This window comes from Burkholderia anthinoferrum (assembly GCF_002925705.1).
Classification (GTDB): Bacteria; Pseudomonadota; Gammaproteobacteria; order Burkholderiales; family Burkholderiaceae; genus Burkholderia; species Burkholderia semiarida.
Map to the genome: position 1 here is coordinate 401,044 of NZ_LFZP01000051.1, position 15,018 is coordinate 416,061.

General features: G+C 68.5%; 16 protein-coding genes. 10 read left to right on the forward strand and 6 right to left on the reverse strand.

The features are described from left to right. Nucleotides 1-174: 174 nt before the first annotated feature. On the reverse strand, nucleotides 175-330 hold the full coding sequence (locus C5F75_RS37320) for a hypothetical protein (RefSeq protein WP_226093946.1): 156 nt from the start codon (nucleotides 328-330) through the stop codon (nucleotides 175-177). A gap of 100 nt (nucleotides 331-430) precedes the next feature. Then, a complete protein-coding gene (locus tag C5F75_RS22285) occupies nucleotides 431-2,116 on the reverse strand; it encodes a purple acid phosphatase family protein (protein ID WP_059585064.1) in 1,686 nt (561 codons plus the stop codon). 320 nt (nucleotides 2,117-2,436) lie between these two features. Between C5F75_RS22285 and C5F75_RS22295 the strand changes: the two genes are divergently transcribed. The 7 genes from C5F75_RS22295 to C5F75_RS22325 all read left to right on the forward strand — a co-directional run bounded on the left by C5F75_RS22295 (nucleotide 2,437) and on the right by C5F75_RS22325 (nucleotide 7,716). Further along, a complete protein-coding gene (locus C5F75_RS22295) occupies nucleotides 2,437-2,736 on the forward strand; it encodes a YXWGXW repeat-containing protein (protein ID WP_059585141.1) in 300 nt (99 codons plus the stop codon). A 226-nt stretch (nucleotides 2,737-2,962) separates the two neighbouring features. Next, nucleotides 2,963-3,748, forward strand: a complete 786-nt coding sequence (locus C5F75_RS22300; protein WP_081066381.1) for an RNA polymerase sigma factor — start codon at nucleotides 2,963-2,965, stop codon at nucleotides 3,746-3,748. Beyond that, nucleotides 3,745-4,164, forward strand: a complete 420-nt coding sequence (locus C5F75_RS22305; RefSeq protein ID WP_059585065.1) for a hypothetical protein — start codon at nucleotides 3,745-3,747, stop codon at nucleotides 4,162-4,164. The genes C5F75_RS22300 and C5F75_RS22305 overlap by 4 nt, the downstream gene beginning before the upstream one ends. Further along, complete coding sequence (locus C5F75_RS22310) at nucleotides 4,161-4,664, forward strand: periplasmic heavy metal sensor (protein WP_060009371.1); 504 nt, start codon at nucleotides 4,161-4,163, stop codon at nucleotides 4,662-4,664. Before C5F75_RS22305 ends, C5F75_RS22310 begins: the two co-directional genes overlap by 4 nt. A gap of 220 nt (nucleotides 4,665-4,884) precedes the next feature. Beyond that, nucleotides 4,885-6,279 (forward strand): DUF1800 domain-containing protein, encoded by a 1,395-nt coding sequence (locus tag C5F75_RS22315; protein WP_059585067.1) that lies wholly within the window; start codon nucleotides 4,885-4,887, stop codon nucleotides 6,277-6,279. 2 nt (nucleotides 6,280-6,281) lie between these two features. Then, nucleotides 6,282-7,439 (forward strand): DUF1501 domain-containing protein, encoded by a 1,158-nt coding sequence (locus tag C5F75_RS22320; RefSeq protein ID WP_059585068.1) that lies wholly within the window; start codon nucleotides 6,282-6,284, stop codon nucleotides 7,437-7,439. 58 nt (nucleotides 7,440-7,497) lie between these two features. Then, nucleotides 7,498-7,716 (forward strand): YXWGXW repeat-containing protein, encoded by a 219-nt coding sequence (locus C5F75_RS22325; RefSeq protein ID WP_059585069.1) that lies wholly within the window; start codon nucleotides 7,498-7,500, stop codon nucleotides 7,714-7,716. A 133-nt stretch (nucleotides 7,717-7,849) separates the two neighbouring features. Here C5F75_RS22325 and C5F75_RS22330 read toward each other — a convergent pair whose 3' ends face one another. Continuing rightward, nucleotides 7,850-9,046, reverse strand: coding sequence for a tyrosine-type recombinase/integrase (locus C5F75_RS22330; RefSeq protein WP_059585070.1), 1,197 nt, complete (start codon nucleotides 9,044-9,046; stop codon nucleotides 7,850-7,852). Nucleotides 9,047-9,340: 294 nt separating this feature from the next. On the opposite strand from C5F75_RS22330, the gene C5F75_RS22335 reads away from it, so the two are divergent. Beyond that, nucleotides 9,341-9,721 carry a DUF4377 domain-containing protein gene (locus C5F75_RS22335; protein ID WP_059585071.1) on the forward strand — a complete coding sequence of 127 codons (381 nt, stop codon included), beginning with the start codon at nucleotides 9,341-9,343 and terminating at the stop codon, nucleotides 9,719-9,721. Nucleotides 9,722-9,730: 9 nt separating this feature from the next. Here the strand turns inward: C5F75_RS22335 and C5F75_RS22340 are convergent, their stop codons facing one another. Together C5F75_RS22340 and C5F75_RS22345 are read right to left on the reverse strand one after the other, a co-directional pair. Beyond that, entirely contained in the window at nucleotides 9,731-11,119 is a 1,389-nt protein-coding gene (locus tag C5F75_RS22340) for a DHA2 family efflux MFS transporter permease subunit (protein WP_059585072.1), read from the reverse strand. A 100-nt stretch (nucleotides 11,120-11,219) separates the two neighbouring features. Continuing rightward, a complete protein-coding gene (locus tag C5F75_RS22345; RefSeq protein ID WP_059585073.1) occupies nucleotides 11,220-12,497 on the reverse strand; it encodes an acyltransferase family protein in 1,278 nt (425 codons plus the stop codon). 491 nt (nucleotides 12,498-12,988) lie between these two features. Here C5F75_RS22345 and C5F75_RS22350 point away from each other — a divergent pair, with 491 nt between their 5' ends. Then, nucleotides 12,989-13,225: a FitA-like ribbon-helix-helix domain-containing protein gene (locus tag C5F75_RS22350; protein WP_059585143.1), complete on the forward strand. Its 237-nt coding sequence runs from the start codon at nucleotides 12,989-12,991 to the stop codon at nucleotides 13,223-13,225. Further along, nucleotides 13,212-13,628, forward strand: coding sequence for a type II toxin-antitoxin system VapC family toxin (locus C5F75_RS22355; RefSeq protein WP_179231777.1), 417 nt, complete (start codon nucleotides 13,212-13,214; stop codon nucleotides 13,626-13,628). Before C5F75_RS22350 ends, C5F75_RS22355 begins: the two co-directional genes overlap by 14 nt. A gap of 318 nt (nucleotides 13,629-13,946) precedes the next feature. Here C5F75_RS22355 and C5F75_RS22360 read toward each other — a convergent pair whose 3' ends face one another. Beyond that, the gene (locus C5F75_RS22360) at nucleotides 13,947-14,987 is read right to left on the reverse strand and encodes an acyltransferase family protein (RefSeq protein WP_059585075.1); all 1,041 of its coding nucleotides are present in this window, start codon (nucleotides 14,985-14,987) and stop codon (nucleotides 13,947-13,949) included. Nucleotides 14,988-15,018: the final 31 nt, after the last annotated feature.

Below are 15,018 nucleotides of genomic sequence, written 5' to 3' on the forward strand. Positions count from 1 at the left end.
CGTTGCAGCCGCACCTGTATGACCGACGCAGTCGCGAGAACCGATCACGCGTCGTCGATGCGCCACGGCGCGCCGATTTCCGACAACGCGGGTCGATCGAGTCGAGCATCGCGTTCCGCATCGGGCCGAGCGTGGTGACAAGGAGGAAGCCGGCTTCGTCGATCGACAGATCGATCAGCGGCCAGCCGCCGGCCGCATCGCGAACTTCAAGCCGCCGTTCGTGTGGATCGACGTCGACGTCGCCATGCGCTTGTCGCGGCACATGGCGACGGCATCGAATGCGGCGGCCGAAGGCGGCGTGTGAATGCGGTATTCGAAACTCATCTGCATGGGGCGGTGTGCGAGGCGGGCAGTCTAACTCGCGCCGGGGTATTCCGTTCTCGACGGCAACGCGTCGGACGTCCGCCGCAGCGGGCGCCCGACGCGTCGATCACCGCTCGTGCCGCTTCTTGCTCAGCTCGATCGTCTCGAACAGTTCGTATTGCGCGGTTGGCTGCTGGTCGGCGCCCGGCGCGTGGTAGTAGCGCATCGTGATCGTCGTGTGGCCGCCCGGCTTGCCCGGATCGTGGTCGAACACCGCGATCCCGTAGCCGGTGCCCGTATCGCGGCGCGCGGACCAGATCGCATCCTCGAGCGCATCGGCCGGCTGGCGCACGAACGTGTTCGGCGCGGTGCCCGGCACCGGCCGGTTCGGCTTCGTGAACACCTTCGCCTGCGCGAAACCGGTCGACGGGTTTTCGCCGTACACGTCGAGCGGCGCGCTGGTGCCGCCGCCGCCGAGGATCAGGTGGATCGTGCCGTGGCTCGTGTCGAACGTCGTGCGGCCGGGATCGTTCGAGCCGACCGGGCGCGGCTGCAGCGTTTCGACCACTTCGCCGGTTTTCGCATCGACGCCCGCGCGGTGATTGCAGCCGCGCACCGGATAGCTGCGCTCGTAGTCGTGATCGTGGCCGCACAGCACGAGATCGACGCCGTAGCGGTCGAACAGCGGCAGCCACGCTTCGCGAATGCCCTTGTCGGACCCGTTGCCCGTCTTCGACGAACTGAGCGCGTCCTGGTGCATCTGCACGACGATCCAGTCGATGTCGTCGTCATGCGCGGCGTGCCGCAGCGTGCGTTCGAGCCAGCGTGTCTGCTCGCCGTTGCTGTAGCCGCGCACATAGAACGACGTACCGGGCTCGATCGGCGGGCGGCCGGTGCTCGCGGCCGGCACGAGCGGCGCCGGGCCGCCGACGAACGCGGCGGCATCCTGGTACACGACGTCGTCGGCGTCGAGCGACACGAACAGCACCGAGCTCACGCGGAAGCTGTACCAGCGGCCCGGGAAGTGCGTGCCGTTCTCCGGCAGCGTGTAGCGGGCGAGGTACGAGTCGAGCCCCTGCGGACCGTTGTTGAATTCGATCTCGTGGTTGCCGGGGCAGGGCATCCACGGGCGATTCGCGGCCGACGTCTGGTTGTTGTTGCCGAAATCGCGCCACACGTCGGGCTGGTGCGCGGGGTTCAGGTTCGCGTAGCAGAGGTCGCCGTTCAGCAGGTGAAAGAGCGGCTGGAACTGCTCGACGGCCTGCACCGCGAAGCGGCTCTGCGGCGACGACAGCACCCACGCGCCGTTCGGCGTCGCGAGGTCGCCGTAGCTCGTGAAACGAAACGGTGCGCGGCCGCGCGGCGCGGTCGAGAAATTCGCGGAGAACGGCTGCGCGGCATGGCTGTCGTTGTCGGCCGTGATCTCGTAGCGGTAGCGCGTATCCGGCTTCAGCCCGTGCACGCGCGCGTGGTACGTGAACACCGTTTCGCCGTTCAGGCCGTCGGTGTACAGGCGCTGGACGCCGTGCACGGTGCGCGCCGGCTCGCCGTCGGCGACGATGCGCGCGCGCGGGTTCACGGCCGGCGCGAGCGACGCCCACGAGATCACGACTTCGGACGTCGGGTCGTTGCCCCACGTCAGGTGAACCTGTTCGGGCGTGCCGTCCGGGTTCGACGCGCCGGCGCGGGCAGCCGCGAGCCCGCCGGCGGCGGTGGCGAGGCCGGAGACGCCGGCGAGTTTCAGGAAGCCGCGACGCGACACGGACGCGGCCGGCTCGTTCGGCTGGTCAGGGAGAGTGTCCTGGTTCGACATGGTCGGTGTTTTCGTTGATGGGGCGCGAGGTGGGGAACCGTGCGGCCATGCGCGAGCACGGCCGGGGCCTGGGCCGGAAACGAGCGGGATCCCGGTCGCATGCATTGTCGAAGGGCAGTTTTGCCGCGGTGTGACAGTACCGCGACCCGGCATGCGTGGTGGCCGGTGCGGACAACCGCGCGTTGTGCGCCTCCAGTCACCATCGGTGCCGGGGCGCACCCGAAATTTATTTGCCGACACCGCGACGGATTTCTTCTGCCTGCTCCGTTTAACGCATGAACGACCGCTTCTGGTCGATGCCCGTTATTTCGGAGTCTTTCATGAAACTTTCCGTTCAGTTGCGATTGGCTGCCGGATGCGTGGCCGCGCTTGCGGCGTCGGCGGCATTCGCGCAGGCCGTCATCGTCGCGCCTTACGCGCCGCCACCGCCGCGCGTCGAAGTGATGCCGGCGCCCCGTGCCGGTTACGTGTGGGACCAGGGCCACTGGCACTGGCGGCAAGGCCGTTACGTGTGGATTCCGGGACACTGGCAGGTCGTGCGCGTCGGTTACCACTGGGTGCCCGGGCATTGGGCCGCGCGCGGCCCGGCCTGGCGCTGGGTGCCGGGTCACTGGGCCTGACGCGCAGGCCGCCGCCCGGCATGCGATGCCGGCGCAGCGGATTTTCCACGCAATATCATGAGCCGAAGCGATGCCTTTTCGAACCATCGTAATCGTGGCGGCCGCAGCCATCGTGCTGGCCGGCTGCGTCGTGGTGCCGGCCCGTCCGGTGTATTACCGGCCCGCGCCGGTCGTCGTATATTGAGCGCGCCGGCCGACGCTCGCGCGGCCGGCTGACGGGATCGACATGCGGCGCGAACCGGACGTCGATGAAACGGATATGGCCGACACCGTGTGCCATGTCGGGCGCGACGCGCGCGGCGTTGACGAACGGGCGGCATGGCGCCGTCCGGCGCCGGCCCGACGCATGCAAGGAGAGCACCACGATGAGCTTCAGCCGGGCGGCGGTTCCCTCTGCCGTGACAGTGCAGCGCTCGCGCGCCGCTCGACGGAGCCGGCGGCGTTGAGCGATCGCGGCGACCGCGATCCGGACGCGGAACTCGTCGCGCGCGTCGGCGCGCGCGATTCATCGGCGGTGCGCGTGCTCGTCGCGCGCAAGCTGCCGCGGCTGCTCGCATTGGCGACGCGCATGCTCGGCGACCGGAACGAAGCCGAGGACGTCGCGCAGGAGACGTTCTTGCGAATCTGGAATCAGGCGCCGCGCTGGCGTGAAGGCGAAGCCCGCTTCGACACGTGGCTGCATCGCGTCGTGCTGAACCTGTGCTACGACCGGTTGCGGGGCCGGCGCGAGGAGCCCGTCGATACGCTGCCCGACGTGCCCGACACGCAACCGGAGCCGGCCGCGCATGCGGAACTGCGTTCGCGCGACGCGCGCGTGCGCCAGGCCCTGGCTGCATTGCCGCCGAGGCAGCGGGAAGCGCTGGTGCTCCAGTACTATCAGGAAATGTCGAACGTGGAAGCGGCCAACCTGATGGGCATCACCGTCGATGCGCTGGAAAGCCTGCTCGCCCGTGCGCGGCGCAATCTGCGCGCGCAACTGGCCGGCGACCCACCTAGCGAGGACAAGCGATGACACCCGAACGATTTCGCACCATCGTCGCCGCGTACGGCTCGGACGCGCGGCGCTGGCCGGCCGCCGAGCGCGCGGCCGCCGAGGCGTGGGCGCACGCGAACCCGCGCGACGCGCTGCTGGCGCTCGACGATGCGGCCGACCTCGATGCGTGGCTCGCGTGCGATACGGTCGAGCCGCCGGCGCCGTCGCTCGTCGAGCGCATCGTCGCGACGGCGCCCGCGCCGCGGCGCGCACGCCGGCGCGGCGCCGTATGGTGGTCGGGCGCGGCGTTCGCGGGCGTCGGCCTGGCCGGTGCGCTCGCGGGCGCGGTGGCCGTGTCGATGCTGATGCTCGGCAGCGCGCCGCCGGCGCCGCACGAGCCGGGCTATCTGACGACGACGTTCGGCAGTCCGGGCGTGGACGGGAGCGACGAATGACCGAACGCGGCTGGAAACTCACCCTCGTCGGCTCGGTCGTGCTGAACGTGTTCATGCTCGGCGCGATCGGCGGCGGCGCATATCAATGGTTCTCGACGCATCGCGACCTGCATGCGGGCGGCACGCCCGCGCAGCGCACGGCGTTGCGATTCGCGGCGGACGAATTGCCCGATGCGCGGCAGCGCGAGTTTGCCGCCGCGCTGAAGGCGGCGCGCAAGAGCGGCCGCGATTTCGCGCGCGAAGGGCGCGACGGCCGAATCACCGTGCTGGACCTGCTCGCCGCGCCACAACTCGATCGCGCAGCGATCGATGCGGCGCTCGATCGCACGCGCGCGGCCGACACCGCGATGCGTGCGCAGGTCGAGCGCAGCGTCGTCGATTTCGCGGCGACGCTGACGCCCGACGAGCGCGTGAAGTTCGTCGACGGGTTGCAGCACAGCGGCAACTGGCGTCTGCCGCCGAAGCTGCGGAAGAAGCCGGACGCATCGGCGAGCGAGTAAGCCGCGCGCGGGCGGCACGCGACTCCGCGTATTGCTCGCGCGTCATGCGTGTGCCGGTTCCGGCGCATCGCCCGGGCGTTGTCCGTCGACGATGTGCGCCGCCGTGCGGCGAGATTTCCGCCCGGCGTTTCCCCGATCACGAGAAATATTTTCCCGCCCCGCGACGGATTTCCCGGTGCGCTTGCGTTGAACGTGAGTACGCACCGCAAGAGAGCCCGTCATGGACCATCCGAACGACGCCACGCCGGCCGCGATCGCGCTGAACCGTTTCGGTCTCGGCGCACGGGCCGACGAAGCACCGCCCGCCGAGCCGAAGGCGGCACTCGTCGCGCAATTCGACCGCTACGACGCGCGGCCCGCCGCATGGGCCGGCGAGCCGGACGCGGTCACGCTTGCCACGCGCTTCGCGAACATCCGCAACGCGATGACGGGCGACGACGCGGCCGCGAAGCGCGCGACCGCGCAATCGATCCGCCGCGACGGCTACGACGCGTATCGCAGCGCCGTCGCCGCGCGCATGAACAGCGCGCTGACCACGTCCGCGCCGTTCGTCGAACGTCTCGTGCATTTCTGGGCGAACCATTTCGCGGTATCGGTCGACAAGGGGCAGGTGGCCGCGTATGCGGGCGCGTTCGAACGCGACGCGATCCGTCCGCACGTGCTCGGCCGGTTCGAGGACATGCTCGTCGCCGTCGAGCAGCATCCCGCGATGCAGGTGTTCCTCGATCAGGCGCGCTCGGTCGGCCCCGACAGCCCGGCCGCGCTGCGTGCGCAGGCACGCAATCCGTCGGCGAAGCGCGGGCTCAACGAGAACCTCGCGCGCGAAATCATGGAACTGCACACGCTCGGCGTGCGTACCGGTTACACGCAAGCCGACGTGACGGAATTCGCCCGTGCGTTGACCGGCTGGAGCATCGCCGGCGGGCGCGGGCCGCAGCCGGGCGATGCGGCGCCCGGCGCATTCGTGTTTCGCCCGAATCTGCACGAACCGGGCACGCGCACGGTGATGGGCCGCACCTACGATCAACCGGGCGAAGCGCAGGCGCGCGCGATCCTGCATGACCTCGCGTGTTCGGAGGCGACGGGCCGGCACATCGCGTTCCAGCTTGCTCGTCATTTCGTTGCCGACAACCTGCCGCCCGCGCTGACCGACCGGCTCGCGCGCGCATTCGCCGCGAGCGGCGGCGATTTACCGACCGTCTATCGCGCGCTTGTCGATGCGCCCGATGCGTGGGCGCCGGTCAACCGCAAGTTCAAGACGCCGTGGGAGTGGGCCGTATCGTCGCTGCGCGGGCTCGGGTGGCGCGACACGGGTGATCTCGAGGCCGCGCCGCTGCTCGCGCAGCTCGGCCAGCCGGTGTGGCGGCCGGGCTCGCCGGCCGGCTACGACGACGTCGCCGCGAGCTGGGCCGCGCCCGACGCGCTCGTGCGCCGCGTCGAGATCGCGCAGCGTCTCGCCGCGCGTACGGGCGACCGGCTCGACCCGCGCACGCTCGGCGACACGCTGCTCGCCGGTTCGATGAGCGCGCCGACCGCGACCGCGCTCGCGCGCGCCGAAAGCGCGACGACGTCACTTGCGCTGCTGCTCGTGTCGCCCGATTTCCAACGGAGATGACCATGGCACTGTCCCGCCGACAATTCCTCAGCGTTGCCGCCGCCGGCGCGGGCGCGATCCTCGTCGCGCCGCGGATCGTATTCGCGAATGTCGAAACCGACCGGCGCTTCGTGTTCGTGATCCAGCGCGGCGCGGCCGACGGCCTGAACATCGTCGTCCCGTATGCGGAGCCCGCGTATGCGTCGCTGCGCGGCCCGCTCGCGATCGACACGGCGGCGGCGACGCGGCTCGACGGCACGTTCGCGCTGCATCCGTCGCTCGCGCAGACCGCGCAGTTGTACCGCGACGGCCACGCGCTGTTCGTCCATGCGATCGCGTCGCCGTATCGCGACCGCTCGCATTTCGACGGCCAGAACGTGCTCGAAACGGGCGGCCGTGCGCCGTACCAGGTGAAGGACGGCTGGCTGAACCGGCTCGCCGCGCTGCTGCCGGCGACGCGCGACAGCGCAATCGCGTTCGCGCCGACCGTGCCGCTTGCGCTGCGCGGCACGGTGCAGGCCGCGTCGTATGCGCCGTCCGGTTTGCCGGCCGCGCCGGACGATCTGCTCACGCGCGTGTCGGCGCTCTACGAAGCCGACGCACAGCTCGGCCCGTTGTGGCAGTCGGCGATGGAAGCGCGCGGCCTCGCAGGCGACGCGCATGCGCGGCAGGACCCGGCCGGCGTCGGCAAGCTCGCCGCGACGTTTCTCGCGCGCGACGACGGGCCGCGGATCGCGATGATCGAGACGAGCGGTTGGGATACGCACAGCGCGCAGAACGCGCGGCTCGCGAATCAGTTGAAGGCGCTCGATACGATGCTCGCCGCACTGCGCGACGGCCTCGGGCCGGCATGGCAGCAGACCACGGTGCTGGTCGCGACCGAGTTCGGCCGCACGGCCGCGGCGAACGGCACGGGCGGCACCGATCATGGGCAGGCGTCGGTCGCGATGCTCGCGGGCGGCGCGGTCGCAGGCGGGCGTGTGATCGCCGACTGGCCGGGGCTGCGGCCCGGCGACCTGTACGAAGGGCGCGACCTGAAACCGACCGCGTCGCTCGACGCGCTGATCGCGGGCGCGGCCGCCGACAGCCTTGGGCTCGACCCGCGCCGCACCGCGTCCGCGTTGTTCGCGGAAAGCGGCGCGATACGGCCGATGAGCGGCCTGATTCGCGGGGTCGCGTGACGCGGTGCATGCCGTGCGCGGCCCGATCAACTCATTACACAACAGGGAGAAATCGACAATGAAGATCCGATCCGTTTCGCTGGCCATGCTGGTGAGCGCAAGTGCCGCGCTGATGTCCGCCTGCGTGGTCGAGCCCGTGCGGCCACCCCAGCCCGCGCCCGTCGTCGAGGTGGCGCCGCCGCCGCCCGCGCCCGGCTATCGGTGGGCGAAGGGGCATTACCGGTGGGCCGGCAATCACTGGGCGTGGGTGCCGGGGCACTGGGTCGCCGTGTACTGACACGGCACGCGTGTCGACGCGTCGCGCGGCGAGCTCGACATGCGTGCGGCAAGCAATCGTGCGAAGTGCAACCACGACGCGTTTGGGGCGGGCTCGACCTCGTTCACCGAGTCGCGGTGCGCCGGCCAGGTGTTCAGTCCCACCCGATCCGGTGCTTCTCCTCCGTCTCGCGATGCCGCCAGTCGTCGTCCGCGTGAAGATACTGGCTCGTCGTCGTGAGCGACACATGCCCGAGGTTGTCGCGCACGAGCCGCAGGTCGACGCGGCCGTCGGCCATGTGCGAGCCTGCACTGTGGCGCAGCCAGTGCGCGGACGCCTGTTCGAGCACGCGCGCCGCCTGTTCGCCGGCTTCGCCGTTCGCGCGCAGCCGATCGGCCGCGTACCGGAACACCTGCTTCACGATCCGGTGCAGCGCCGCGCGCGTGAGCCGCTTGCGCGCCTGGCCGACCGGCAGCACGAGCGGGGTCGGTTCGCCGGCAAGCGGCAGCGCGGGCAGGCCATGCGCGCGCCGGTAGCGCACCAGCTCGGCCATCATCTCGTCGGTGGCCGGCACGAGCCGCTGCCGGCCGCCTTTGCCCGTCACGTCGAGCCACCAGCGCTCGTGCCCGCTCGCGTCGCGTCGGCAGAAGAACTGGCCCATCGTCGTATCGGCTGCTTCGGTGATGCGCAGCCCGCCGAGATACAGCAGCGTGAACAGCCAGCGCGCGCGATCCGCATGAAAGCACGCGCGCGCATCGTCGCGCGGCATCGCGGCGATCGCGTCCTTCACCGATTGCCACAGCGGCTGCCCGAGATGGCGCGTGACGCGCGGCGCGGGCCGGCGCTGCCGCTGTCGCGACAACGCGAGCGGGTTGCCGGCCAGATAGCCGGCCTGCACGAGCCACGAGAACATCACGTTCAGGATCACCAGCGCCTGTCGCTGGCTGGCCGCCGACAGCGGCCCGTAAAACGGCCGCCAGCGCGGATCGTCGCGCGGATGCTTGCGGCCGCCGTTCGCGCACCACACCTCGGCCGGCGCGGGCGCGAGCAGGAATTGCCGGTACACGACGAGATCCTCGTGCGTGAGCGACGACAGCGGCTTGCCGCACGCGATCACGGCCCACAGCAGCAGGCGCTCGGCTTCCTTGCGGTAGTTCTGGAACGTGGTCGGCGTATCGACGAAGCGGGCGAGCCACGCGCGCACGGCGTCGAGGTCGTTGGTCGCGGCGATCTGCGGATGCGCGCTGCCCGAGCGGTTGGTGCCCGTGCGTCCGTCGAGCGCGGCCGGCACGGCGAGCGTATCGATCGGCAGCGGGCGGAGTGCAGTGTCGGACAGAGCGGATGAGGTCATGCGAAGGAACGCGCTGCGCGAACCGCGCGGGCGTGGTCGGCGAACGAAGGCAGTGCGTCGAAGCGTGTCGGGAAGCGCCGATGGTACACGATCACTACCCGGTGAAGCGGCCGTCGATGGCGATCGCGTGGCCGGTGACGATGCACGCCGCGGGCCCGGGAGGCGGTAACGTATCGGCTCGCACGCGACATCCGACAAACCGGAATGGCCGAACGCGTTCTGCAAGGTGTTTGTGAACCTTCTCGCCGGGTGGCTCGTCTAATTGGCCCTGCAACGCTCCCAGAGGCATGCCCGATGATTCACAAGACCCGAACGCTGCTTGGCGTGGCCGCCATTGCCGGCAGCATGCTCGTCGCCGGATGCCAGACCGACGCGGCGGCCACCGCGCCGAATGCCGCTCGCCCGGCCGACGGCAAGCCGGTGACCAAAACCGTCTACGTCGCGCCGCAGTCCGCGCGCTGCACGGGCGTCGCGCCGATGGAGTGCCTGCAGGTGCGCGGCAGCCCGAGCGAGCCGTGGAGCCTGTGGTACGCGGGAATCGAAGGGTTCGCGTACCAGCCCGGCTACCTGTACACGCTCGAAGTCGACGAATACCGCGTCGCGCGGCCGCCGGCCGACGCTTCGTCGATCCGCTGGGTGCTCAAGCGCGTCGTCGAGCGCCGCCAGGTGAACTGACGGCCGCGATCACGCGGAAGGGCGCGCCGCGGTACCGGCCGCCGGCGCGGCCGTATCGATCCGCCGGAACACGACGGACGACAGCAGCGTCACCGCACCCATGCAGGCAAACGACAGCATGAACCCGTGCGCCGTCGAGCCCCGATAAGTGGCGAACAGGTTGACGAGTCCGCCGCCGATCGACACGCCCAAACCCATCGCGAGCATCTGCATCATCGTGAACAGGCTGTTGCCGCTGCCGGCGTCGGCATGCGACAGCCCCTTGAGCGTCACGCCGTTCATCGCCGCGAACTGCATCGAATTCGCGGCGCCGAACACGATCAGCAGCGCACCTTCCAGCACCGGCGCGGGCCGCGCCGACACCAGCGCGAACCCTGCGATCGCGCAGCCGACGATCCCCGTATTCACGACCAGAAACGCTGCATAGCCGAAGCGCTTCACGAGCGGCGCGATCCACCGCTTCGCGATGACGCCCGCGATCGCGGCCGGCAGCATCATCAGCCCCGACTGCAGCGGCGTATAGCCGAGCTGCACTTGCATCAGCAGCGGCAGCATGAACGGTACCGAACTCGTGCCGATCCGGCACAGCAGGTTGCCGAGCAGCCCCGACCCGAAGTTCGGCTCGCGGAACAGCCCGAGGCGGAACAGCGGCTGCGTGCGTCGCCGCGCGTGAGGCAGGTACGCAAGCGCGCTCGCCAGCCCGAGCCCGGCGAGCGCGGCCGCCCACGCGGCGCGATGCGCGGACATCGGCGGGTCGATCGCCAGCGACAGCGCGATCATCGCGGCCGACAGCAGCGCACAGCCGACGAAGTCGAACGGTGGCGGCTGCGTCGCCTGGTCGTGCGGCAGGTAGCGCTGCACGGCGATGAAGCCGACCACACCGACCGGCACGTTGACGATGAACACCCAGTGCCACGAAATCGCCTGTGTGAGCCAGCCGCCGAGCGTCGGCCCGACGATCGGGCCGAGCTGCCCGGCGATCGACACGAACGCGATGGCCGCGACGTACTGTTCGCCCGGCACGCGGCGCAGCACGGCGAGCCGCCCGATCGGCAGCAGCATCGAGCCGCCGATGCCCTGCACGGCGCGCGCGACGACGAGCTGGCCGAGCGTGTGCGACGCCGCGCAGCCGATCGACGCGAGCACGAACACGAGGATCGCGACCGAGAACACGCGGCGCGTGCCGAACCGGTCGGCGAGCCAGCCGGATGCCGGTGTGAGCATCGCCATCGTCAGCGTGTAGACGACCACGACGGGCTGCATCGCGAGCGGCGACGCATGCAGGCTTTGGGCGATCGAAGGCAGCGCCGTGTTGACGATCGTCGTATCGAGCGACTGCATGAAGAAGGCAGCGGCGACGATCCAGAGCAGCGCGGAATGTGTGGGTTCCCGGGACATGGCGAAATCGGTGGTACGGAAGTCCGGCGTGAGCGGCGCCGCTGCATGGTCGCACGGCGGCGGCCGGACGTCGATCGCCCGATGGTACCGATTCCGCTCGTCATCGGGAAGCGGTTTCGCCTACTGCATCGACGACATGTTCCTCGTCGGACGGACGGTGCTCGACGCGGCGGACGCGCGTTCGCTCGGGCGCGCCGCGGGCCGGGCGTGCGTCGTTGCGCGTGGCGATGAACGGATGCTCGACGTAGCGGTAAGTCAGCAGCGCACACAGGACGGCAATCAGCGCGCATGCGAGTGCGAGCGCCCAGATGCCCGAGTCGCCGGCCGAATTGATCGGGAAAACGAACTTGTTGAACGCATGGATGATCATGTACACGATCACCATGTGGATCATGTAGATGCTGAAACTGGTGGTGCCGAGCAGCGCGAGCGGCCGGGTCTTGAGCACGCCGTAGAACGTGTTTCCGCTGGCGATGCAGAGAAACACCGGAAGCAGCGGCAGCGCGCCTTCGATCGAATAGCGTTCGGCCGGGGACGGAGACGTCGCGAGGATCAGCAGCGCGACGGTTGCCGCCGGTTTCGTGGCCAGCCGCGCGCGGATCGCGGGATGTCGCGACACCTCGTAGGCCACGGCGCCGAACGCGAACAGCAGCGCCATGCCGCCCGGCGGCCCGTACAGCGCGGCGCAGGCCGTGACGATCGCGAGCGCGAGCAGCTTGCGCCACGCACGCGTGGCGACGAACCACGCGAGAAACGGAACGGCGACGTAGAACCGCCATTCGTAGGCGAGGGTCCACCAGACGCCGCTCAGATAGGGCGTGCGCTCTGCTCCGTTGATCGGGAATGCCCCGAACCAGCCGAGCGAAACGGTCTTGAGCAGGTCGGCCAGCAACTGCGTCGGTGCGCCGACGGCGTTGCGGGGAAACCAGTAAAGCGTGCATGCGACGATGACGGCCGCGTAAAACAGATAGAGCGGCGCGAGGCGCCGCACGCGCCCGACGAAGAAAGTCCGCACGTCGAGCGTGCCTCGGCATGCACGTTCCCAGAACAGCAGCCCGGTGACCATGAAGAACATCGCGACGGGGATCGTCCCGAGATTGCGCAGGAATTCGGTGCCGGCGCCCCAGACGCCGGTCGACAGCAACGCCTGGTTGCACGCGAAGTGATGAAAGACCACGGAGGTGGCCAGGATGCCGCGGAAACCGTCGAGATTGCGATAGCGCATCGACAGCGACTTGTCGACGGCCGATCGGTAGAACGGTACGTGTCGGGCGACGAGCCACGCAATGATCGCCACGGCCGCAAGGCAGGCCGGGAAGTAGAGTTTGTCGGGTGTCGGGGAGAAGAGGGTTTCCAGCGTTGGCGTAACAAGGTCCACTGAAGAGCGTCTCGTGTCTTGGATCGGGATTTCAGGCACGGAGGGTCCGCGTCGATGCAAGGTCTTCTGCGCGCTTCGCACGGCGTTCGATCGCCGGTCTTGTGGTCTGATGGTATCAAACGATAGCGATGCCCGCGGTCGGTTATGCAACACGATGTTTCAGCGCGAATCGACGCGACGGGCCGCGGTCGTCGCGCATGTCGCCGACGAGGGCTGCGTCGCAAATTGCGTTCCTCGCGGGCCAACGCGCATCGTGATCCATGGGCGCCACACTGGCCGTTCGGCCGGCTTCCACATCGTCCCGCTCCGGCTTACCTTGAGCGACAGCAGGTCGATGCGTCGGGCCAGCGGCGAAAGGGGGCGAATGCTCGCCGTCCGTTGCCGCCGGTTCGCGTCGACTCCCGTGTCCATCCGGTTACAAGAGTGATAGCAACGCTTGCAATTTACCCTCGTGACGCTATCATTGATAGCAAATCTGGATGGAGGTACTCATGGCAAATCTTCTGGTGCGTAACGTGGATGACACTATCGTTCAAAGCCTGCGTGAGCAGGCAGCGGCCAACGGCAGGAGCGCCGAGGCCGAACATCGAGCCATTCTGGCCGAAGCGCTCGGTCGGCCGAAGCGGCGGACATTCGCGCAGGTGCTGATGAGCATGCCGGAGGTTGGCGAAGACGCGGATTTCCAACGTGTTCAGGATTCAGGCGAGGTCGGCCGTGTTTTTGATTGATACGAACGTCATCAGCGAAATCAGGAAGGGCAAGCGAACCAACCGGGGCGTGCGGGCGTTCTTCCGGCAGGCCGAAGCCGACGCGAGCCCGCTTTACCTGTCGGTCGTGACGGTGGCCGAGCTGCGGCGCGGTGTCGACCTGATCCGTCATCGCGGCGATCACAGTCAGGCGTCGGCGCTCGAGGCCTGGGTGGCGATGATCCTGTCCGGCTATGCGCCGAACATCCTGCCGGTCGATGTCGAGACCAGCCAGATGTGGGGGCATTTGCGCGTGCCGGATCCGACGCATGAGCTCGACAAGCTGATCGCGGCCACCGCGCTGATCAACGATCTGACGGTCGTCACGCGCAACGTCGACGATTTCGCTCGCACCGGCGTCCGGCTGCTGAATCCATTCGACTAGCGTAGCAGGGGCGGTCCACCATCCCGAGAAGCCGGGACGGGCGGCGGTCGGCCCGCCCGACGCCGGCTCCCGTGGCAGGGCCAACACGGCAGCTACATGTCACGCTCCGAGCATCGAAACGCCTCCGGCGTGCCTTTCGCGCAGCAATCCTCGTCTTTTAGCGCTCGCTTTCCTCGTCCCCGACAGACGATCTAACGCCACATCGGCCCGGCCAGAATCCTTCACGAACAACGGATATGAATCAGGAGGCGGCCGGCATGATCGACGTCCGTGCGCGGGTTATGTCGTCGAGGTGTCGCGTGTCAATGCGTGGCACTGCTATGCAGAAGACGTTTGCACGTCTTTCCTCCGAAAGCCGGCGAATCTGCTTTTCAGCGCGAGCGCTGGCTTCTCTACGAGGAACCACGAAGCAGCGGCGAGTGGGGTGACGATCGCGACGGTGAAAAGAGATAGCTTGGTCGGGCCGATGCCGGTTCCGAAGTGCCATACCAGAATCTGTTGCACGAGGAACGCGTAGATATAAACGCCGTACGAAATGTCGAAGCGGTTCAGGAACGCCAGCCTGGGCAGGCGTTCCGCCGCGAAAATGACAACGAACGGCAGCAGCAGGTTGAAGGCGTACGCCCTGATCTTCCAGTCTGAATGGGACGCGAACAGATAGAAGGGCAGCAGGGCCAGCAAGACCGAAGCTGTCCACAGGATCCAGCTACGCGGCAAGGTTACGGTCGCGAGAAACGCTCCTCCCCAGAAGAACACGCCAAGGCGAGAAAGCTGGAAGGTGTTCACGCCGATCAGATTGTTCCCTTGCCAGAGCAAATCACCCATCAGCGCCACGTAACAGCCGATCAGCATCAGCAATAGCCCCTTCCAGTTCAATGCTCCGGCCCACGATACGCCAAGCAGCATCAGATAGCACGTTACCTCGAGCGACAACGTCCAGAGTGAGCCGTTGATGACGGGAACCGGGTTCGTCGCGAAGAAGTGGGGGAGCGTCGGGACGAGCTGGTACATCGACAGGTTTGTCATGTATTCGAGCCACTCGGGCAACCACGTATGCGTCATGATCGGGCCGGCGACGAAGATCGTCAGCAGTAGCAAAACCGCCAGGCCCGGGAAGATGCGCAGCGCGCGGTTGCGCAGATAGACGATCGAATTCGGGTTCCGTTGCAGCGACTTACACACAAGGTACCCGCTGATCGCGAAGAACGCGCTCACACCGAACTCACTGAACTGCGGGAAGCCATGCGCCTCAAGCCAGTCATGCGGCAGTCCGAGCACGACGTAGCTGTGGGTGACGATCACTGCATATGCGGCCAACAGACGCAGGAAGGTGAAGGCGTTTTGGTTATTGGAGCTCATGGTAAGGTTTCCGGTCTTTCCGGCACGTATG